17 protein-coding genes are annotated in these 21434 nt (G+C 69.4%); 9 read left to right on the forward strand and 8 right to left on the reverse strand.

Annotation, left to right across the window (positions count from 1 at the left end):
* Positions 1-221 precede the first annotated feature (221 nt).
* On the forward strand, positions 222-1073 hold the full coding sequence (locus G5C60_RS37905) for a Scr1 family TA system antitoxin-like transcriptional regulator (RefSeq protein WP_165266453.1): 852 nt from the start codon (positions 222-224) through the stop codon (positions 1071-1073).
* 10 nt (positions 1074-1083) lie between these two features.
* Positions 1084-1338 (forward strand): DUF397 domain-containing protein, encoded by a 255-nt coding sequence (locus G5C60_RS37910; RefSeq protein WP_165266455.1) that lies wholly within the window; start codon positions 1084-1086, stop codon positions 1336-1338.
* Here the strand turns inward: G5C60_RS37910 and G5C60_RS37915 are convergent.
* Positions 1307-1993, reverse strand: coding sequence for a rhomboid-like protein (locus G5C60_RS37915; RefSeq protein ID WP_241267368.1), 687 nt, complete (start codon positions 1991-1993; stop codon positions 1307-1309). The genes G5C60_RS37910 and G5C60_RS37915 overlap by 32 nt on opposite strands.
* 132 nt (positions 1994-2125) lie before the next feature.
* On the opposite strand from G5C60_RS37915, the gene G5C60_RS37920 reads away from it, so the two are divergent.
* The 4 genes from G5C60_RS37920 to G5C60_RS37935 all read left to right on the forward strand — a co-directional run bounded on the left by G5C60_RS37920 (position 2126) and on the right by G5C60_RS37935 (position 8920).
* The gene (locus G5C60_RS37920; protein ID WP_165266476.1) at positions 2126-2809 is read left to right on the forward strand and encodes a spermine/spermidine synthase domain-containing protein; all 684 of its coding nucleotides are present in this window, start codon (positions 2126-2128) and stop codon (positions 2807-2809) included.
* A gap of 112 nt (positions 2810-2921) precedes the next feature.
* Complete coding sequence (locus tag G5C60_RS37925; RefSeq protein WP_028802127.1) at positions 2922-3659, forward strand: response regulator transcription factor; 738 nt, start codon at positions 2922-2924, stop codon at positions 3657-3659.
* A 94-nt stretch (positions 3660-3753) separates the two neighbouring features.
* Entirely contained in the window at positions 3754-4974 is a 1221-nt protein-coding gene (locus G5C60_RS37930) for a HAMP domain-containing sensor histidine kinase (protein WP_241267369.1), read from the forward strand.
* A 106-nt stretch (positions 4975-5080) separates the two neighbouring features.
* Positions 5081-8920, forward strand: a complete 3840-nt coding sequence (locus G5C60_RS37935; RefSeq protein WP_165266457.1) for a multifunctional oxoglutarate decarboxylase/oxoglutarate dehydrogenase thiamine pyrophosphate-binding subunit/dihydrolipoyllysine-residue succinyltransferase subunit — start codon at positions 5081-5083, stop codon at positions 8918-8920.
* A gap of 84 nt (positions 8921-9004) precedes the next feature.
* On the opposite strand, the gene G5C60_RS37940 is transcribed toward G5C60_RS37935, so the two are convergent.
* From G5C60_RS37940 to G5C60_RS37955, 4 genes are read right to left on the reverse strand one after another with little or no spacing between them, the layout of a single operon-like run.
* Positions 9005-13381 (reverse strand): SAV_2336 N-terminal domain-related protein, encoded by a 4377-nt coding sequence (locus G5C60_RS37940; RefSeq protein WP_165266459.1) that lies wholly within the window; start codon positions 13379-13381, stop codon positions 9005-9007.
* Positions 13378-14409 (reverse strand): AAA family ATPase, encoded by a 1032-nt coding sequence (locus G5C60_RS37945; RefSeq protein ID WP_165266461.1) that lies wholly within the window; start codon positions 14407-14409, stop codon positions 13378-13380. The genes G5C60_RS37940 and G5C60_RS37945 overlap by 4 nt, the downstream gene beginning before the upstream one ends.
* A 24-nt stretch (positions 14410-14433) precedes the next feature.
* The gene (locus tag G5C60_RS37950; protein WP_165266464.1) at positions 14434-16338 is read right to left on the reverse strand and encodes a VMAP-C domain-containing protein; all 1905 of its coding nucleotides are present in this window, start codon (positions 16336-16338) and stop codon (positions 14434-14436) included.
* On the reverse strand, positions 16335-16730 hold the full coding sequence (locus G5C60_RS37955; protein WP_165266466.1) for a CU044_2847 family protein: 396 nt from the start codon (positions 16728-16730) through the stop codon (positions 16335-16337). Before G5C60_RS37955 ends, G5C60_RS37950 begins: the two co-directional genes overlap by 4 nt.
* A gap of 177 nt (positions 16731-16907) precedes the next feature.
* Here G5C60_RS37955 and G5C60_RS37960 point away from each other — a divergent pair, with 177 nt between their 5' ends.
* The 3 genes from G5C60_RS37960 (at position 16908) to G5C60_RS37970 (ending at position 19198) form a co-directional block, all read left to right on the forward strand.
* Entirely contained in the window at positions 16908-17090 is a 183-nt protein-coding gene (locus G5C60_RS37960) for a DUF6104 family protein (protein WP_033320086.1), read from the forward strand.
* 175 nt (positions 17091-17265) lie between these two features.
* Positions 17266-18165, forward strand: a complete 900-nt coding sequence (locus G5C60_RS37965) for a DUF4097 family beta strand repeat-containing protein (RefSeq protein WP_165266468.1) — start codon at positions 17266-17268, stop codon at positions 18163-18165.
* 1 nt (position 18166) lies between these two features.
* Positions 18167-19198: a PadR family transcriptional regulator gene (locus G5C60_RS37970; protein ID WP_165266470.1), complete on the forward strand. Its 1032-nt coding sequence runs from the start codon at positions 18167-18169 to the stop codon at positions 19196-19198.
* An 81-nt stretch (positions 19199-19279) separates the two neighbouring features.
* Here G5C60_RS37970 and G5C60_RS37975 read toward each other — a convergent pair whose 3' ends face one another.
* The 3 genes from G5C60_RS37975 to G5C60_RS37985 all read right to left on the reverse strand — a co-directional run bounded on the left by G5C60_RS37975 (position 19280) and on the right by G5C60_RS37985 (position 21128).
* Positions 19280-19867 carry a Clp protease N-terminal domain-containing protein gene (locus tag G5C60_RS37975; protein WP_165266472.1) on the reverse strand — a complete coding sequence of 196 codons (588 nt, stop codon included), beginning with the start codon at positions 19865-19867 and terminating at the stop codon, positions 19280-19282.
* Complete coding sequence (locus tag G5C60_RS37980) at positions 19867-20076, reverse strand: HTH domain-containing protein (RefSeq protein ID WP_081219377.1); 210 nt, start codon at positions 20074-20076, stop codon at positions 19867-19869. Before G5C60_RS37980 ends, G5C60_RS37975 begins: the two co-directional genes overlap by 1 nt.
* Positions 20077-20162: 86 nt before the next feature.
* The gene (locus G5C60_RS37985) at positions 20163-21128 is read right to left on the reverse strand and encodes a zinc-binding dehydrogenase (protein WP_165266474.1); all 966 of its coding nucleotides are present in this window, start codon (positions 21126-21128) and stop codon (positions 20163-20165) included.
* Positions 21129-21434: the final 306 nt, after the last annotated feature.

Here is a 21434-nt window from a genome sequence, read left to right on the forward strand (position 1 = left end):
GACCTGGAGGGTGTACTCCCACTCGGGGGGCGGTTCGGGCATGCGTTCGTCCACGGTAACTCTCCCAGGTCACATGGAAGTTGACCGGTAATCTGTGACCGGTTCGCTACTCACCGTAGGACCACGCACCTAACTAGTGCCACCCAAACGGCATCACTAGCAGGTAATGGACCCGATCGGGTGATCACAGCGGACGTACGTCGACCTTCAGAAGGGCAGCCATGGCCTCTCGGACCTTCATCACCCAACGACAGCGGCGGCTCGGCAACGAGCTGCGGCGCATGCGCGAGAACGCCGGGCTCACCATCCAGGAGGCCGCCAACCGCCTCGGCACGAACCGCTCGCACGTCACCAACATGGAGCTGGCCCGCTTCGGCGTGAGCGCCGAGCGCGTACGCACCCTCGCCTCGCTCTACTCCTGCCCCGACACCCCGTATGTCGAGGCGCTCGCGGACATGGGCGCCGAACGCCACCGCGGCTGGTGGGAGGAATACCGAGGCCTCATCGCGACCGGTGGGCTCGATCTCGCCGAGCTGGAGTACTACGCGACGAACCTGCGCTTCTTTGTCGCGATGCACGTACCTGGACTTCTCCAGACCGAGGAGTACGCCCGTGCCGTCATTGCCGAGACGGTTCCCGCCTGGCCCGCGCCAGAGCTGCGACGACGGCTCTCGCACCGCATGAAGCGCCGCGACATCCTGGACCGGGACGACCCGCCGCCCTGCACCTTCGTCATCCACGAGGCCGCGCTACGGCTCCAGTTCGGCGGCCCGGACGTGATGCGCAAGCAACTGGAGGAGCTGATCGAGGCGTCGCGCCGCCGGAACGTAACCGTGCGCGTCATCCCGTTCAGCGCGGGCGGATTTCCAGTGCCAGGACTCAACGTGACGTACGCGTCGGGCCCCGTAGCCCTGCTCGACACCGTGCAGCTCGACACGGCGACCGTCTCGGAGTTCCTCGATGCGCCCATCCAACTGTCGAACTACCGTGTGCTGTTGGAGCGCATCACCAAGGCCGCGCTCCCCGTGAAGGAGTCACGGGAGTTCATCCGCTCCGTGGCGCAGAGCAACTAGAGGCGGAGACATGTCTCAGATCGTCTGGCAGAAGTCGTCCTACTCAGGGTCCGGCGACGGCACAAGTTGCGTCGAGCTCGGTTGGCAGAAGTCGTCCTACTCAGGGTCGGGCGACGGCACGAACTGCGTCGAACTCGCCCGAACCCACCCCACCCTCGCCCTCCGCGAAAGCGACACCCCCACCGTCGTACTCCACACGCACCGCCCCCAACTCGCCGCCCTCCTACGCCACATCAAGTCGTACGCGCCCGCCGCGCGCCCCTGAGCACCGGCCACGTAGCCACCCCGATCGCCAGGGCTATCACGTGCCCCCAGTTAGTCATCGGATCCCTGAACGCGATCAGGTCGCTCACCAGCATCCCGCCGAAGGTGACGAGCAGCGGCCAGCGCAGCCACGGGCTGAGGAGGCCGGCCAGGGCGCCGACACTCGTGGCGACGCCGAAGCTGATGCCGTAGTCGAGGCGGTGGAGCGAACTGTCGGGGAGGTGGCCCGCCAACACGGAGAGGCCGACGGGGACTTCGGTGGCCAGGGTCGCCACGACGTGCCCGAGCAGGAAGACCCCCGCCGTGCGCCATCCGCCGATACGGCACTCCAGCGCGGCGAGCACGAGCGGGACCCCGATCGCGTACGGGGACATGATCCCGCCCACGACCCACAGCGCACTGGCGAACAGCACCAGCACCGGGCTCGTCACGAGGTGCGCGACATCCGTACTGGACCCCTGGTGCAGCGTGTGCACGAGCGCGGGGTCCGCGTACTCGGTGACGGCGGAGGTGATCAGCAGAACCGCCGTGTACGTGAAGGTGAAGGGCGTCCGGCGAAGTGCGGGCGTCGTGGTCTTCGTCGCCCGGGAGACCGCTACGGAGGCCGCGGACTCGCGCTGCGGCGGCGGCTCGGCCTCCCCGATCCGGTCCACCATGAGGCGCTCCCTCCTTCCCGCCCACCCTTGGCGCCCCGTACGCCGCTGTCTATGACCGACGCCACGCACGACCCGATCCACAGCAACCGGATCGGACCGGACTGGACGGCCGGGACTTGCCAAAATGGCCCCATGACCGCCGCGTACGACACCCAAGCCCCCCTTGTCATCGACCGCCGCAACGGCCCGTACGGCGAAGTCGTGCTGCGCCGGCACGGCGAACTGCTGCAGATCATCGCCAACGGGTGCTTTCTGATGGACACATCGGACGGGCGCTCGGAGCGGCTGCTCGTCGACGCCGCTCGTGACGCCCTGGACGGGCGCCCGGAGCCGAGCGTGCTGATCGGCGGTCTTGGCGTCGGGTTCTCGCTCGCGCATGCGGCCGCCGATCCGCGGTGGGGGCGTATCGCGGTCGTCGAGCGGGAGCGGGCGGTCATCGACTGGCACCTGGAGGGGCCGCTGTCGGAGATGTCGGCGAGGGCACTCGCGGATCCGCGGACGGAGATCGTCGAAGACGATCTGGTCGCCTACGTCAATGAGACATCCGCCACGTACGACGCACTGTGCCTGGACATCGACAACGGGCCCGGATGGACCGTGACGGAAGGCAACGAAAGCCTTTACTCGGAGGCCGGACTCGCCGCGTGTGCAAGGTTGTTGAGGCCCGGTGGGGTACTGGCCGTGTGGTCGGCCCAGCCCTCGTCTGATTTCGAAGGAACCTTGGGGAATGCCGGGTTCCGGCAGGTGCGTACCGAAGAGATCCCGGTTGCCCGGGGCGTTCCGGACGTCGTGCATCTCGCGGTCAGGCCTGGATAGCCGAGCGGCGGTAACTGCCCGTACTCTGCTGACCTGACGCGGATCATTCAAGCGTCAAGCGCAGTCATGGAATCACCCCCACGGATTCCGGAAGCACACTCAGGGGCGGGCGATGGAGCAGACCCACACATCCCAAAACGGCACGGCGGCGACGCCTGGCGCGCAGCGTCGGGTGCTGGTGGTCGAGGACGACCCGACGATCGTCGACGCCATCGCGGCCCGCCTGCGCGCAGAGGGATTCCTCGTGCAAACCGCGGGCGACGGTCCGGCCGCCGTCGATACGGCCGAGGCCTGGCAACCCGACCTGCTGATCCTCGACATCATGCTGCCGGGCTTCGACGGCCTGGAGGTCTGTCGCCGGGTGCAGGCGCAGCGTCCGGTGCCGGTGCTGATGCTCACCGCACGCGACGACGAGACGGACATGCTGGTCGGGCTCGGCGTGGGCGCCGACGACTACATGACGAAGCCTTTCTCCATGCGGGAGCTGGCGGCGCGCGTACACGTGCTGCTGCGCCGGGTGGAGCGGGCGGTGGTGGCCGCATCGACACCACGCAGCGGCATCCTGCGGCTTGGTGAGCTGGAGATCGACCACGCGCAGCGGCGGGTGCGGGTGCGCAGCGAGGACGTCCATCTGACGCCCACCGAGTTCGATCTGCTGGTGTGCCTGGCCAACACGCCGCGCGCGGTGCTCTCGCGTGAGCAGCTGCTCGCCGAGGTGTGGGACTGGGCGGACGCCTCCGGTACGCGGACCGTGGACAGCCACATCAAGGCCCTGCGCCGGAAGATCGGCGCCGAGCGGATCCGTACGGTGCACGGCGTCGGCTATGCGCTGGAGACCCCCACTCCCTGAGTGGAACCGGGCTACTTCCCCAGCGGGACCGGGCACACTCCTCAAGGGGACGGGCGGGGCTGACAAGAGCTGAACCTCCAGAGGGGCTGATGTCATGAGCGGTGCCGACGGGAAGCGCAAGAGCGCGGGCGGCTGGAGCGCGGGCTTCTGGGAGGGCGTACGCCCCTTCTCGATCAAGACGAAGCTCGGCACACTGGTCGTCGTCTCGGTCTTCATCACCACCTTGCTGATGATGATCGCGGTGCGCACGGAGACCGAGCTGCGCTTCATCACGGTCTTCTCGATGATCGCGACGCTGCTGATCACACAGTTCGTGGCGCACTCGCTGACATCCCCCCTGGACGAGATGAACACCGTGGCCCGGGCCATCTCGCACGGCGACTACACGCGCCGGGTCAAGGGCGCCGACCGCCGCGACGAGCTGGGCGACCTGGCCCAGACGATCAACCGCATGGCCGACGACCTGGAGGCCCAGGACCGTCAGCGCAAGGAACTGGTCGCGAACGTCTCGCACGAGCTGCGCACACCGATCGCCGGCCTGCGCGCGGTCCTGGAGAACGTCGTGGACGGTGTCTCCGCCGCCGATCCCGAGACGATGCGTACGGCCCTGAAGCAGACGGAGCGCCTCGGGCGCCTGGTCGAGACGCTGCTCGACCTGTCCCGCCTCGACAACGGCGTCGTACCGCTGCGCAAGCGCCGTTTCGAGGTGTGGCCGTACCTGTCGGGCGTCCTGAAGGAGGCCAACATGGTGGTCTCCGCGCGTGCGGGCATCCCTTCGGGCTCCGGCACCCACACGCGTACGGACGTACATCTGCACCTGGACGTGTCGCCGCCCGAGCTGACCGCGCACGCGGACCCGGAGCGGATCCACCAGGTCGTCGCCAACCTCATCGACAACGCCGTCAAGCACAGCCCTCCGCACGGCCGCGTGACGGTGAGGGCCCGGCGCGGTGACTATCCGGAGTCGCTCGATCTGGAGGTCCTGGACGAGGGCCCCGGCATTCCGCAGTCGGAGTGGCACCGGGTGTTCGAGCGTTTCAACCGGGGCGGGGTCGCCGCACCGCACGGCCCGGGCGACGACGGCGGTACGGGCCTGGGGCTCGCCATCGCGCGCTGGGCGGTCGATCTGCACGGCGGTCGGATCGGGGTGGCCGAATCCTCGCGCGGTTGCCGAATCCAGGTCGCCCTTCCGGGGCTGCCTCCGCGACAGGTTGACGTAGGGTTGGAACCGGAGTCCCAAGATCCGCCTGCGTCCGCATGGGAACCAGGCTTGTTTCCCGCCATTTCCAGCGGCGAAACACGCTATTCGATGTGACTTACGCGACGATCAACCGGCCCGGCCTGCACCCACCGGCCATGGAGGCGTAGCCTTAATTCCCGCTGTCCATCACCTTGTGAAGCGGAAGAGGGCGGTTGCCGCCGTGTCGCCACAGTCCCCCAGTAACTCGAGCATCTCCACCGACGACCAAGCCGGGAAGGCCGGGAAGAACCCCGCCGCCGCGTTCGGTCCGAATGAGTGGCTCGTCGACGAGATCTATCAGCAGTACCTCCAGGACCCGAATTCGGTAGACCGAGCCTGGTGGGACTTCTTCGCCGACTACAAGCCAGGCGGCGTCGCCGCCTCGGCCACGTCGCGTACTGCGGCCGCGGGGGCCGCAGGAACCACCACGACGGCTCCGGCCGCGCCCGCGGCACCCGCGGCTCCGGCCTCCTCCGACGGTCGGGCCGACGGTCAGGCCCAGGCCGCTCCGGCTCAGGCTCCGGCCGCCCCCGCGGCGCCGAAGCCCGCGGCCGCCGCCCCGGCCCAGGCCCAGGCCCAGGCTCCGGCTCCGGCCAAGCCCGCCGCAGCGAAGCCGGCCGCAGCGAAGGCCGCTCCCGCGGCCGAGGCACCGGCAGGACCGGAGTTCGTACCGCTGCGCGGCCCCGCCGCCGCCGTCGCGAAGAACATGAACGCCTCCCTGGAGCTGCCCACGGCCACGTCCGTGCGCGCGGTCCCGGTGAAGCTGCTGTTCGACAACCGCATCGTCATCAACAACCATCTCAAGCGCGCCCGGGGCGGGAAGATCTCCTTCACCCACCTCATCGGCTACGCGATGGTGCAGGCCCTCAAGGCCATGCCGTCGATGAACTACCACTACGCCGAGAAGGACGGCAAGCCGACGCTGGTCAAGCCGGAGCACGTCAACTTCGGCCTCGCCATCGACCTGGTGAAGCCCAACGGCGACCGCCAGCTCGTCGTCGCCGGCATCAAGAAGGCCGAGACGCTGAACTTCTTCGAGTTCTGGCAGGCCTACGAGGACATCGTCCGCCGCGCCCGCGACGGCAAGCTGACGATGGACGACTTCTCCGGCGTCACGGTCTCGCTGACCAACCCCGGCGGCCTCGGCACCGTCCACTCCGTGCCCCGCCTGATGCCCGGCCAGTCGGTCATCATGGGCGTCGGCTCGATGGACTACCCGGCGGAGTTCCAGGGCACGTCCCAGGACACGCTCAACAAGCTGGGCATCTCCAAGGTCATGACCCTGACGTCGACGTACGACCACCGGGTCATCCAGGGCGCCGCCTCCGGCGAGTTCCTGCGGATCGTCGCGAACCTCCTCCTCGGTGAGAACGGCTTCTACGACGAGATCTTCGAGGCCCTGCGCATCCCGTACGAGCCGGTCCGCTGGCTCAAGGACATCGACGCCTCGCACGACGACGACGTCACGAAGGCCGCCCGCGTCTTCGAGCTGATCCACTCCTACCGGGTCCGCGGCCACGTCATGGCCGACACCGACCCGCTGGAGTACCGCCAGCGCAAGCACCCCGACCTGGACATCACCGAGCACGGGCTCACCCTGTGGGACCTGGAGCGCGAGTTCGCGGTCGGCGGCTTCGCCGGCAAGTCGATGATGAAGCTGCGCGACATCCTCGGTGTGCTGCGCGAGTCGTACTGCCGCACCACCGGCGTCGAGTTCATGCACATCCAGGACCCGAAGCAGCGCAAGTGGCTGCAGGACCGCATCGAGCGCCCGCGTGGCAAGCCGGAGCGCGAGGAGCAGCTGCGCATCCTGCGCCGGCTGAACGCCGCGGAGGCCTTCGAGACCTTCCTGCAGACGAAGTACGTCGGCCAGAAGCGCTTCTCCCTGGAGGGCGGCGAGTCCGTCATCCCGCTGCTCGACGCGGTGCTCGACTCGGCCGCCGAGTCGCGCCTGGACGAGGTCGTCATCGGCATGGCCCACCGCGGCCGCCTGAACGTTCTCGCCAACATCGTCGGCAAGTCGTACGCCCAGATCTTCCGCGAGTTCGAGGGCAACCTCGACCCGAAGTCGATGCACGGCTCCGGTGACGTGAAGTACCACCTGGGCGCCGAGGGCACCTTCACCGGTCTCGACGGCGAGCAGATCAAGGTCAGCCTGGTCGCGAACCCCTCGCACCTCGAGGCCGTCGACCCGGTCCTGGAGGGCGTCGCGCGCGCCAAGCAGGACATCATCGGCAAGGGCGGCACGGACTTCACGGTCCTGCCGGTCGCCCTGCACGGCGACGCGGCCTTCGCGGGCCAGGGCGTGGTGGCCGAGACGCTGAACATGTCGCAGCTGCGCGGCTACCGCACCGGCGGCACCGTGCACGTGGTCATCAACAACCAGGTCGGCTTCACCGCCGCACCCGAGGCCTCGCGTTCGTCGATGTACTCCACCGACGTCGCCCGGATGATCGAGGCGCCGATCTTCCACGTGAACGGCGACGACCCCGAGGCCTGTGTCCGCGTCGCGCGGCTCGCCTTCGAGTTCCGGCAGGCGTTCAACAAGGACGTCGTGATCGACCTCATCTGCTACCGCCGCCGCGGTCACAACGAGGGCGACAACCCGCAGTTCACCAACCCGCAGATGTACAGCCTGATCGACAAGAAGCGCTCGGTGCGCAAGCTCTACACCGAGTCCCTCATCGGCCGTGGCGACATCACGCTCGAAGAGGCCGAGCAGGCGCTGCAGGACTACCAGGGCCAGCTCGAGAAGGTCTTCACGGAAGTCCGCGAGGCTGTTTCGCATCCGGGTGAGCACCAGGCCACGGACCCGCAGGCGGGCTTCCCCGAGACCGTGACCACCGCGGTGTCGCAGGAGGTCGTCAAGCGGATCGCCGAGTCGCAGGTCAACATCCCGGACCGGATCAAGGTGCACCCGCGCCTGATGCCGCAGATGACGCGCCGTGCCTCCTCGGTGGAGGACGGCACGATCGACTGGGGCATGGGAGAGACCCTCGCCATCGGCTCGCTGCTGATGGAGGGCGTCCCGGTCCGGCTCTCCGGCCAGGACACCCGCCGCGGCACGTTCGGCCAGCGGCACGCGGTCCTCGTCGACCAGGAGACCGGCGAGGACTACACCCCGCTGCAGTACCTCTCCGACGACCAGGCCCGCTACAACGTCTATGACTCGCTGCTCTCCGAGTACGCGTGCATGGGCTTCGAGTACGGCTACTCGCTGGCCCGCTCCGAGGCGCTGGTCATGTGGGAGGCGCAGTTCGGCGACTTCGTCAACGGCGCCCAGACGGTGGTGGACGAGTTCATCTCCTCGGCCGAGCAGAAGTGGGGCCAGACGTCCGGCGTCACGCTCCTGCTTCCGCACGGCTACGAGGGCCAGGGCCCGGACCACTCGTCCGCACGCCCCGAGCGCTTCCTGCAGATGTGCGCGCAGAACAACATGACGGTCGCGATGCCGACCCTGCCGTCGAACTACTTCCACCTGCTGCGCTGGCAGGTCCACAACCCGCACCACAAGCCGCTGGTGGTCTTCACGCCGAAGTGGATGCTCCGCCTCAAGGCCGCGGCCTCCAAGGTGGAGGAGTTCACGACGGGTGGCTTCCGCCCGGTCATCGGCGACGAGTCGGTGGACCCGGCGGCGGTCCGCAAGGTCGTCTTCTGCGCGGGCAAGCTCTACTACGAGCTGGACGCCGAGCGGAAGAAGCTCGGCGTGACGGACACGGCGATCATCCGCATCGAGCGCCTGTACCCGCTGCCGGGTGCCGAGCTCCAGGCGCAGATCTCCAAGTACCCGAACGCGGAGAAGTACCTGTGGGCCCAGGAGGAGCCTGCGAACCAGGGCGCATGGCCCTTCATCGCCCTCAACCTGATCGACCACCTGGACCTGGCGGTCGGCGCGGACATCCCGCACGGCGAGCGCCTGCGCCGCATCTCCCGCCCGCACGGCTCGTCGCCGGCGGTCGGCTCGAAGAAGCGGCATGAGCAGGAGCAGGAGCAGTTGGTCCGGGAGGTGTTCGAGGCCTAGGCCTCACGGCACGGCAGCGGAGGGCCCGGACCGAGTACTTGCGACTCGGTCCGGGCCTCGCTGCGTTTCGAAGGGCGATGCGGTTTACGGTGCGTCCAAGATCAGCGGCTCCGGACCTCCGTCCGGAGGGTCGTAGAGCAGCGCCACGTGGTCGGCGAAGGCGAACTCGGGCTCGGTCGACTCGTACGCGAGCTGACGCAGCTTCCGTACCTGGCCCGGAAGCTCCTCCGCGGTCGCCACTCTGCCCAGCAACGTCTCCGCCCAGTCGTAGAACCGCGGGCAGTTGTCGTGATTCGGCTCACGGGTCCAGAGCACGACCGGGTATCCGGCGGTCAGGGCGGCGTGCAGATACCCCGTGTGCCGACAGGTGATGGGCACCGTGGTGAAGGGCGCCACGGTCAGCTCCCTCCGTTGGGTCCGCATGCCCAGGGGCATGCCCACGACGCGTCCGCGGCTGACGCCCTCCCATCTGTTCCACCACTCCTCCAGAACGCGCTGGTCACGTGGACGGTCGCCGCAACGGATTACGACGTTCCGTTGGACTCCCAGGACCGGATGTCCCAGAGGCCGCGTGTACGGCATCAGACGCCACTTCTCCACCTCGAGATCAAGCAGTTCCCTGGGCAGCGAGCACTCAAGTGTCGCCGCCCACTCAGGCCGGTCGACCATTTGGAAAGCCCGGACGAGCGGGGAACGGAGGCTCTTCGGTAGTCCGTCCGCGGTTACTCCCTCGTCTTCATACAGAAGTTCGTAACCGTCGTCCCCCTTCAGGAACAATCGCCACTCACAGTGGCGGGTCCAGGCACGGGACGTAACTTCGAGGAGGACGGAAGCAGGACTCACGTCGTGCCCGGAAGCCGCCGGCACCCCCGCGAACACCTCGGCGACCGCCGCCCTGAGCAGCGGATCGCCCAGGTTCGCCTGGCCCTCGACCCAGGCGCGCAACTCGGTGAGGGATCCCGTACGCCTGCTCCGGCCGGGGGCGCTGAGCGCTGCCCAGACCCTCGCCGCGTACATCACCACGGCTGCCAGGCCACCCCGTTCACGTCGCGCCAGACCCGCTCCCTCCCGCCAGCTGTGCGGGGCGTACGGGCTGAACCGGACGGCGGCCTTTCCTCTGTTCAGAAGTCCCAGCACCTCTTCCGGACCCCGCGGCGGCTCCAGCTCCGCGAGGATTCCGTACAGTTCCGCTCGCAGGAACGGATGGAAGTCACGCTCCTGCCAGGAGTTCGAGAACAACTCCAACTCCTGCCAGGAGTTCGAGAACAACTCCATCTGTGCACCGGGCCAGCTGAGCCCACGCCCGCCCCGCTCCCGGTGGTACCGGTCGTGGGCGGTGATGAGCTGGTTCCAGAACGGATCGGTCGTGTCGCCCTGGCCGGCCTCGGGGTGCAGGGCCGTCGTCGGCACGGCCAGCACACCGTCGCGGTCCCGGGAGCGAGTCTGAACCACGCCGACGACGGCGCCTTCCCGGTGGTCGACCAGAGGGCCACCGGAGAATCCTCGCGGTATCTCCCTGGCCGCTCCCAGGCGCAGGCTGGATCCGTCCAGCCCCACGACCTCGCTCTGTACGATGATTTCCCCGAAGCGGGACTTTTCGGACAGAGCGGCGAAAGCGTACAGCCGCACCTCTCCGGGGAGAGGGATCGATGCGTCGGAAAGCCACACGCACTCCTCGTCGAACGCCGGCACACTCACCACAGCCAGGCCGCTCATCGCGTGCGCCCCCGTCGCACGGAACCTCCGTCCGTCGGCCGTGGTGATCTCAAAGGAGGCATGGAGGATGCGCTGCCCCGCACGCCCGCTCGCCGGCGGAAACACCACATCGGCACACGTCATCACGAGTCCAGGAGCGACGAAGAAGCCGCTGCCCGAGTTCACGAGGTCGCTGCCGTCCAGCACGTCGATACGGACCACGCTGCGGCGCACGAGATCCGCTCCCGGCGGCTCCGTTGCCGCGCCCAGAGCCCCTTCCTCGCCGAGGGGAGGCACCGGCACGACGTGCACGCCCTCGGGCCATGTGTCGATCCGCGAGGTAAGCAGTACTCGATCACTCCTCCAGGGAAGCTCTGGAGTGCCCTGCGGGTCGTTCCAGCCATCGCAGACGACGAGCTTCCGCAGCGGGGCCTCGCTCCACGGCGCCCGATCCGCAATCACGCCAAGACTCGGCCGGTCACCTGGCCCGACCCACACAACGGTGTCGTACTCGTCCCTGTACCGGTGCACGTATTCGATGGCCAACTGGGTCTTACCCACTCCTGCCGCCCCGGTCAGCGTGACCGCCTCATCAGGACGGCTCAGCAGAGCCTCATTCACCTGCTCCAGGAGTTCGTCTCGCCCTGTGAACCGGGGGTTGCGTCGCGGGACCCCGTCCCGAATTCCCGAAAGCGCGCCGGGAAAGCGGGGGGCGACCCGGTCGAGTTCGATGCGTGGTGCGTCCGGCGCGATGCCCAGCCTGCCCAGCAGCCGCCGAACAGCCTCTGGCTCATCGGCGTCGCCCAGGTCGACCGGGTCGAACAGGTCGGGCCCCCGGCCCGAGAGTCCGCTGCCGGCGGTGACAGCCGCGATCCGGTCGGCGTGCTCGGCGGCCAAGTCCGCCAGGGACAGAAGTGGCTCGTCCCAGCTCCTGAACGCCAGATCGTAGAACCGGTCGCTGACGACCAGCACCACCCCGTCCACTTCCTCCAGTACGCTCCGCAGCAGCTCTTCCAGCGACGTCATGCCGGTGTGCAGTCGAAAGAACCCCACCTCGTGCCCGTACGTCTCCAGCAGGTACCCGACCCACATCGCCCAAGGCCGGTCGAATCCGGCGTACAGGACGGTCGTTACGGGAGCCGCCGGCGCCCGGGACATCGTGACGCCACCACTGTCCGCGTACCGCTGCACAACCAACCGCGACACCTCGGCGAACGGCCGCAGCTCGCTCGGGACTTCGCTGTCCGCCACTTCCTCGGCGCCCGCCGTGAGCCGCTCGAGCGCGAGCGCGGGAAAGTTCCGCGCCCGGCGCCCGAAATGCCTCTCCACGTACTCCCCGCAGCGCCGGAGGATCATCAGGGCGTCGCCCACGGGGAGGGTTCGAAGCAACTCCTCACGCACACCGGGCTGGAACTCGTACCACCCGTCGTCAGCCCCTCGCCGCAGCAGTCCACCGAGCATCACCTCGGCCAGCACGGACGGCCCGGTCGACGGCACCACGGCACGCTGGACGAGCTGCATCACGGGCAGGGTGAGCGGGACGGCGGACAGGGCTCGGAGCAGTTGCTGGGCGGGATGAGACGCGGTGAGGCGGAAGTCCTCCACCAGGTGGTCGGCGGGTTCGGGGACCGGCCCGACGGGCTCGGGAGCGCATGCCTGGTGGTCCTGCATGACCCAGGCCGCCGCCGCGGGCACGGAGAAACCCGTGCGGCCGGACAGCAGCCGGGCCCACGCGCCGAGCCCGCCCGTGGTGGGCCCGAGTACGGGAATGGGCAGTGCACCCCGTGGGGTGTCGCCCTCCATCGGCGTGAACTCCAAGTGCGCGCCCAGGCCTTCCCGTCGCCGCAGCGTGCCGGGGAGGGCCGGGAGGTGCGTCTCGTGCCACAGGCGCTGCGGAAGCGGTTGCACTACGCCCAGGGGTGCGGTGGGCGCCCATCGGTGCAGCATGCGCTGCAGGCGGCCGTCCTGCCACAGAGGTCCGGCGCAGTCGCTGAGCAGGAGGGTGATCTGGCGTCCGGTCGGGTCGCGCAGCTGTTCGACGGGGCTCCGTGGACGGTCAGCGGTGGAGCGGCCGGGGCCGGCCAGGAGCGTGTCGCCGGGGCCTTCGTGGACGTATCGAACGAGAACTTCGCGGAAGGCACCCAGGCTCGCGAAGATCTGTCGCAGCTCACCAAGTGTGGTGTCCCATACGTTTGTCGAGCTGGAGACGTCCATCAGGAGCTGGAGCCTGGCGGTGCGCCGGGCAGTCGTACGCAGCACAGGGAGCAGCAGGCCGGTCTCGGCTGCGCGCTCGGCGGTGGCCTGCTCGTCAAGGTGGCGGGCGGGAGTACGGACCGGCGGGTGGTAGCGCTGGAGCGGGCGCAGGACGCGCTGGAGGGCCAGGGAGTGAGGAAGGGCGGACGCGGCGGGCGCGCGGAATCGTACGAAGTCGTTCGTGTGCCCGCCCGTGCCGGCGGGCGGAGCGCCGATGCCGGGCGGGTCCGGGTAGAGGCGGGTGACTGTCGGCTGCTGAGCCGCTGGACGTCGCGGATCAGGGGCGGGGGTGGGACGTTCGACTGCCGGAAGCGTGCGCCGGTCCTCGGGCCGTACCTCCGGGTCGGGCGCGGGCGCCCCAATCGAAGCCGCATCGACCGGTGCCACATGCCTGGCGAGCCACAACGCCTCCGCGAGCTCTCGTGCGGTCGGCTCGGCGCCCTCGGCCAACGCCCCGATCCGCTCGGCGAGTTCGGCGAGCGGGCCGGGGACGGGCGAGGGCCGGGAGGTCATCGGTGCGGTCCGTGCTCGCCATGGTCGAGGGGCCGCATCAGCAGCTCGGCGAGGCGCTGCCGGTCCGGTTCGCTCTCACGAACCGCCTCCTGGGTGAGGTAGACGGCGTTGAGGAGTTGGTCGGCGGCGCGCAGTGAGCCGGGGCTGGATTCGAGGAACTGCCGGATGAGGGCGTCGTTGCCGGTGTTGTCCGCCGGGCCGAAGTGAGCGCGCACCATCGCACCGAGCCGCTCGGCACCCCACTCGTCGTCCTTCGGCGACGGCAGGTCCAGACGCAGGCATCGGCGCAACAGCGGAGCAGGGAAGTCACGTTCCCCGTTGCTGGTCATGACCACGATGGGAAACGCCCGGCAGCGGACGCGGCCGCGCTCGACGACGGCCCGCTCACCGTCGTCCGTCAGTACGGGCACGTGCTCCTGGGTTCCGGCGATCCTCTCCAGCTCGGGAATCCCGAACTCCCCCTCCTCCAGGGCGTTCAGGAGGTCGTTCGGAAGGTCGATGTCGCTCTTGTCGAGTTCGTCGACGAGCAGGACCCGCGGGCGTACGTACGGCAGGAGTGCGGTGCCCAGCGGGCCGAGTCGCAGATACCGGCCGATGTCGCCGGTGTGGTCCACGCCGCCCTGCCGGGCCAGTTGCGTGTCCTGGAGCCGGGCGATGGCGTCGTACGCGTACAGGCCCTCGCGCAGGGTGGTGCGGCTGACAATGGGCCAGCGCAGCACCCGGCCGAGGTTCAGCTCATGGGCGAGGGCATGGGCCAGGGTGGACTTTCCCGAGCCGGGGTCGCCGGTGACGAGGAGGGGGCGGCGCAGATACAGAGCCGCGTTGATCAGTTCCAGCTCCTCGGGACGCCAGAACAGGCCGTTCGGCGTGCCGAGCCGCCGGGTCGACTCGGTACCCAGGGGCGGCGGGCCGGGGAGGACGGGACCACCGTCGAAGGCGCGCCAGGGCGGCGGCGCCGGGAGCCCGGTGATGCCGTCGTGGGGCACGCCGGTCCCCCGGTACACGAACCAGTCGGTGGCAGTGGTCACGGTGGCCTCCGTGTGGGCGGTCGGTCAGGAGGGTGAGCTGAGGCGGCGGGAGCGCCGGGGAACGGGGCGGCGCGGGTCGTCGTACATCAGGGCCAGCGGGTCGGCCCAGAAGGCTTCGGTGTCGTTGTCGCTGATGCGCTCGCGCAACATGCGCAGTTCCTCCGGCAGGTCAGCGCCCTTGCCGATGTCTCGCAGGAGCTCCTCGGCCTGGCTGTGCAGCTTGCTGCAGTCCGGCTGGCAGCCGTAGGCGTGCCGTGCCTGACGGTTCCATATGGCGAGGCCGTATCCGGCGCCGATCAGTTTCCGCAGCAGTTCGGTGCTCTCGGATGCCGACCGGCACAACACGGGCACGGCACGGTCGCCTGCGCCGTCCACGGTCGCTTCCTCATACGGGGATCCGGTCAGCGGCAGCGTTTCAAGACCCTCGTCGACCGCGTTGCGCCAGCGCCGCCGCCAGGCATCGACGTGCTCGTCGTCGCGCTTGGGACAGCGCAGCACGACCTGCCGGTGGACTCCGAACAGCCGGTCCTCGGGCTGCGGTCTGCTGCTGCGGGCGTCGGGCTGCCACAAGTGCACGCCCAGGTCGAAGTGCTCGACCGGCAGGATGACTTCGAGGCGTGCTCGCCGCTGCGCGGTGTCCAGGTGCCGGAACGCCTCTCGCAGGTGCTCGCACAGGGTGGACCGCAGGGTCGTCAGCGGCTCCCCCGCGTCCGGGTCACCCTCCGGGCCCGGTTTTCCGGTGTCCGTGCCGCTCCGCCAGGTCCAGATCCGCCAGATGAAGCGGTCCGTGGCGTACCGGTCGGGGCGCAGTTCGACGGCCACGACAGGTCCGTCGTCGATGTCCCGGACAGGCTTCCGCGCCGGTGTGTACGGCCGCACCCCGGGCAGCGTCGCCTGGTAGTAGTCAGGCAGCTTTTCCGCTCGCTGCTTCACCCAGCGCCGCAGTTCCTCGGCCTGGACCGGACGCTGCTCCGCGCACTTCTCCGAGACCCGTGAGAGGTAGTGCAGGAAGGCGTAGTCCTCGCCCTCGGCGTTCTCGTACAGCCAGCCGAGCCCGTCCCGCCAGTCGACCGGCCGCACGGTACCCGGCCACATGGGATCTCTCACCCCCAGAACTCGCCCGATCACCGAGTCCAGCTCCGCCGGGGCGGGTGGTGGCGGGAGTTCGGCGAGCAGGGCGGAAGCGGCGACGCTGTCCCGGGGCGTCCACTTCCTCTCGCCACCGGCGCACACCTTTTGCTGGGCGTCCACCCAGGACGTGTTCTCCTGATGCCATCTGTCGTGCGCGCGGATCAGTGCCCGATACGGGTCGGCGCCCAGGCCGCCCTCGGCGCCCACCGGTACCGCCGCCTCGAAGCCGCGCAGCGCGGTCGCCGCGATGACGAGCCCGCCGCCACCCTCCTTCGCCCTCGCCTTGACCACACCGGCCACCACACCACGGTCACGGTCCAGCGCGGGGCCCCCGGAGACACCGGGACGGATCTTGGCACCGCCGAGCGTCAGTCCGTACGCGCCGATGGTGCCGTCGGCCCCGCAGTCGCCACGCCACTCGTCGGGCGCGGCACCCTTGCGGGTCACGCAGTAGCCGTACGCGGTGACTCGGTCGGGCATGTCGATGCGGTCGGTGAGCCGCACGCAGTACCGGGACCGGGCACCCTCGGCCATCCGCAGCAGGAGCAGGTCTTTCTCCGTGGTGGGGCCCTTGCCCAGCCAGTAGGCGAGACGTGCCCGCGCATCGATCTCCGCACCGAAGACCCTGACCATGTCGATGTCCTCGGGGCTCAGGTCCCGGGGGAGCACGTGAACACAGCTCAGCACCCACTCGGGCGCCACGAAGAAACCACTGCCCCACTGCGTGCCGGAGGCGTCGTCGGGCCCGAGCCACACCGTGGCACGGCGCGTCAGCGTGTCCAGCATGGCCTCGGTCATGGTGCCGCGGCGCCTCCGGGGTCGCCAGAGCTGCCGGACTCGCCGTCCAGGTCCCACGTGAGCGTCACCGAGATCGCCGCTTTGGCCTCGCCGTCCGCGAGCACCGCGACGGCTTTGCCCGGCTTCGCCGCCAGCTCGACACCAAAGGTGGCGCTCACCTCGTGAGGGGCCACCGCACGGGCCGCATGAAGGACGGCGGCACCGACACCACTGACGAGTTCGTTGAGCCGGTCGACACGGGCCGCGAGGTGGTCGAGCGCTCCGACGTCCTCGTAATCGGCATCGCCCTCGTCACTGTCGTCCCGCGGAAGCTCCTCCGGTTTGACGACACTGACCCGGGCAAGCATCGCCGGGCCTCCCGGCAGCACGATCTCCTGGATCCTCGCTTCCATCGCTCCCCCATGCGACAGGCCAACTCCCGGAGCTCCGGATACTGTCGGCGCCCGCGGACTTACGTGCAGTCATTGTGCACCTCGCTCGCGGGGTACGGGCGGGTTCGGTCATCAGCCACCGATTCCCGACTACGTACGCTGTGCAGTGTCAAGCGAACACGCATCAGGAGAGCACCCGTGTACTTCACCGACCGTGGCATCGAAGAACTGGAGAAACGGCGCGGCGAGGAGGAGGTCACCTTCGAGTGGCTCGCCGAGCAGTTCCGTACGTTCGTCGATCTCAATCCGGACTTCGAGGTGCCGGTGGAGCGGCTGGCGACCTGGTTGGCACGGCTGGACGACGACGAGGACGACGAGTAGGCGCTCCGACAGGTTGGCGCTCCGCCAGGGCCGATCACCAGAACAGGTGTCTTGACTTTCCGTGACCGCGATATATCGTGAATAGCGGATGACGCGATATGGCGCGACTGTCGATGGTCGCGCTCTCTGCCCCGTCGTTCCGCAGCACGCCGTTCGCGTCGAGGAGGTCAGCACCATGTCTGAGTGGTCCGTCGCAGAGCCCCGGAAGCTCACGTTCGACGAGCCCGTGACGGCGCTCCATGTGCGAATCGTCAACGGAACGGTGAACGTCGTGGGGGTGGACGAGGGTTCCACCCGCCTCGAGGTGACCGAGATAGAGGGGCCGCCCCTCACGGTGACCCACAAGGACGGCACGCTGGCGGTGGCGTACGAGGACCTGCCGTGGAAGGGCTTCCTCCAGTGGCTCGACCGCAAGGGCTGGCGCCGCCGCGCGGTGGTCTCGTTGGCGGTTCCGGCGCGTACGCGCGTGGAGGTGGGCGTGGTCGGCGCCACCGCCGTGGTCTCCGGGATGGACGGCCCGACGGTGGTGAAGGGCGTCACGGGAGACACGACACTCGTCCGTCTCTCCGGCCCCGTACGCGCCGACACGGTCTCGGGGAACCTGGACGCCCAGGCAGTGACCGGCGACCTGCGTTTCAATTCCGTCTCCGGCGACCTCACCGTCGTCGAGGGCTCGGGCTCCGCCGTGCGCGCCGACTCGGTGAGCGGCTCGATGATCGTCGACCTCGGCCCGGACAGTCCCACCGACGTCAGGCTGAACAACGTCTCGGGTGAGATCGCCATCCGGCTGCCGCACCCCGTGGACGCGGAGGTCGAGGCCAACACCGCGAGCGGCACCGTCTCCAACGCCTTCGACGACCTCCGGGTCAGCGGCCAGTGGGGCGCCCACAAGATCACCGGCCGCCTGGGCTCGGGCACCGGAAAGTTGAAGGCGACGACGGTCTCGGGCTCGATCGCGTTGCTGCGGAGGCCTCCAGCGGAGGACGAACCATGGGACGCCGAGCCAGAAGACTCCCCGGGCGGCTCACCCGACAGCCCCGCCTCCGACAGCCCGACCGACAAGAAGGGGCTCTGACATGCCTCCCGTCTTTGCCCACGGACGACTGCGGCTCTACCTGCTGAAGCTGCTCGACGAAGCCCCGCGCCACGGGTACGAGGTGATCCGGCTCCTGGAGGAGCGCTTCCAGGGCCTGTACGCGCCCTCGGCCGGCACGGTGTACCCCCGGCTGGCCAAGCTGGAGGCCGAGGGCCTGGTCACCCACACCACCGAGGGCGGCCGCAAGGTGTACGCGATCACGGATGCGGGCCGCGCCGAACTGGCCGACCGCAGCGGTGAGCTGGCCGACCTGGAGCTGGAGATCCGCGAGTCGGTCGCGGAGCTCGCCGCCGAGATCCAGGCCGATGTGCGGGGCGCGGCGGGTGACCTGCGCCGCGAGATGCGGGCGGCGGCGAGCGAGGCGCGCCGGAGGCCCACGGGGGGCGGCGGCAAGGGGTGGCGGGGGGAACACGAGGCCGCCTACGAGGACTCCACCGAGTACGGGGACAAGGAGGCGTGGCGCGCCGCGAAGGAGGAGATGCGCCGCGTCAAGCAGGAGTGGAAGGAGCAGGCCCGGCGCGCGAAGGACGAGAGCCGACGGGCCCGCGAGGAGGCCCAGCGGGCGCGCCGCCAGGCCAAGGAGGCGCAGGAGAGGGCGCGGGCCCAAGCCCAGGAACTCCAGCGCGCCGCCAAACGCGTCCAGGACCAGGTGCAGAACCACTTCGCGCGGGGCGACTGGCCGACGGGCGTACGGGAGGGCCTCACCGAACTCGCCAAGGAGTTCGGGGACTTCGGCAAGGGGTTCGGCTTCGGCCGCCCGGAGACACCGGAGCCCGACTACACGGTCACACCCGAGGACTTCCCCGCCGACTACGAACCCGCCTGGGCGCACGACGACTCGACCGGCGAGCCCGCCCGCGACCTCGACCGCCTCCTGGACCGCTTCCGCGACGACATCCGCGACGCGGCCCGCGACAACGGGGTGACGGAGGACCAACTGCGGGAGTGCCGCCGCCATTTGTCGACGGCGGCGGCGCACATAGGGGCGATGTTGCGAACGCCCAAGGGCTGAGCGGGGCACCCTGGGTGCGGGGTGCCCGGAGAACTCCGGACATCCCGCACCCAGCCCACCTCCGCCCCAGCCCGCCTCGCCTCAGCCCGCCTTCGCCTCTCCCGCGCCGTAAAGCACGCGCCTCAGCGACGCGTGCGTCACCCCGTGGTCGGCCAGCACTTCCGCGGGCACACCGGGCCGGGCAGTGAGGGCGAGCAGAAGGTGCTCGTCACCGATGTGCCGGTCCTGGTGAGCGGTCGCCATGCGCAGGGACTCGGTAAGAAGATCCTTGGCTCCGCGAGTGAAGGGACGATGCCCGCCGACGAACCCGGACCACCACCCCTTGCCGCGCCCCTTGTTCTTCCCGTCGGCCCCCAACGCGCCCACGCCGTGGGCCTCCTCGACCCTGGAGACGATCTCCGAGAGATCGACGCCGAGACCGGACAGGGCGTCCGCGTCGGCGCGCGACAGCCCACCCCGGCGCCGAGCCTCGGCAAGGGCTTCCCTCACCGACTCCTTCTTACGGTCAAGTCCCAGGGAGGCCAGGGCGAACGACGCGCGGCTGGCCTCGCGGTCGAGCAGGGCGAGCAGCATGTGCTGCTCCTCGACCGTCTCCGCACCCATCCGCTCTGAGTGGTCGACCGCGCCCAGCACCACCGCGCGGGCGTCCTTGGTGAACCGTTCGAACATCACTGCCTCCCGTACTTCTTGTGGACGGCCTGCCTGGTGACACCCAGTTCCGCGGCGATCTCCTGCCACGACCAACCCTGATTGCGCGCACTGCGCACCTGCACCGCTTCGAGCTGCTCCAGCAGCCGCCGCAACGCGGAGACGGCCCGCAGCCCGACTCGGGGATCGCGGTCGCCGGCACGCTCGGCGAGATCCGTTGCTTCGGTCATGGCGTCAACATACGTTGACACACCCCTTGATGTCAACCACAGTTGACATCAAGGGGCGTGCGGGAAACGGGCGCGAGGCAGGCCTGTCAGGAGGCCGTGAGAACGATCTTCCCGAACTGCCCGCCCGACTCCATCCGCTCAAAGCCCTCACGGGCACGATCCAGCGGCAGAACTTCATCGATGACGGGACGTACACCGGTGGCGGCGCAGAAGGACAGCAGGTCCTCGAGCTCGTCCTTCGTGCCCATCGTGGAGCCGACGACCTTGAGCTCGAGGAAGAAGATCCGGGTCAGTTCGGCATGCGAAGGCCGGTCGCCGCTCGTGGCACCCGAAATGACCACGGTGCCGCCGGGCTTGAGGGACTTGACGGAGTGGGACCAGGTGGCGGCACCGACGGTCTCGATGACAGCGTCCACGCGCTGCGGCAGCCGCGCACCGGACTCCACCGCCTCCACGGCACCCAGGTCCACGGCCCGCTTGCGCTTCGCCTCGTCACGGCTGGTGGCGAAGACCCGCAGCCCGGCCGCCTTCCCCAGCACGATCGCGGCGGTGGCCACACCGCCCCCGGCACCCTGCACGAGTACCGAGTCACCGGGGCGTACGCCGGCGTTGGTGAAGAGCATGCGGTACGCCGTCAGCCAGGCGGTGGGCAGACAGGCGGCCTCCTCGAAGGAGAGCTCCTTCGGCTTCGGCAGTACGTTCCAGACAGGCACCGAAACCTGTTCCGCGAACGTCCCCTGGTACCGCTCGGTGAGGATGGAACGCGGTTCCTTCGGCCCGACACCGTGCCCCGTCTGCCCGATCACGGAGTGCAGCACAACCTCGTTGCCGTCCTCGTCGACCCCGGCAGCATCGCATCCCAGAATCATCGGCAACCGGTCCTCCGCGAGACCCACGCCCCGCAACGACCACAAGTCATGATGGTTCAGCGAAGCAGCCTTGACCTTCACGGTCGTCCAGCCGTCCCGGGCCTCGGGAGCGGGCCGCTCCCCCAACTCCAGCCCGTTCAACGGCTGATCCCGATCAATACGTGCAGCGTATGCAGCGAACATGATCTGACCCTAGTCCTCAGCGGTCGAGCGGGGCGCCCATGGGGGTGGTGGGTTCAGGTGCATGGGCGAGTGCGGGTCCGTCGTGGCTGGTCGCGCAGTTCCCCGCGCCCCTAAAGGGGCGCCCCCGGAACCGCAACGCAAGCCACCACGCCCCCGCCAGTCACCCACCCGCACTTGCTCACCGGCGGGAGGGGGCGTGGGTCGGTGCGTCGTATGCCCGTCGCGTAGGTTCGGTCTCAGGTCACCCGCACTGTGTACCGACACCGGGCCGTATGCCCACCCTGCGACGGGCTGACGCACCGGCCC

It is taken from the genome of Streptomyces scabichelini (assembly GCF_011045015.1).
Taxonomy (GTDB): Bacteria; Actinomycetota; Actinomycetes; order Streptomycetales; family Streptomycetaceae; genus Streptomyces; species Streptomyces scabichelini.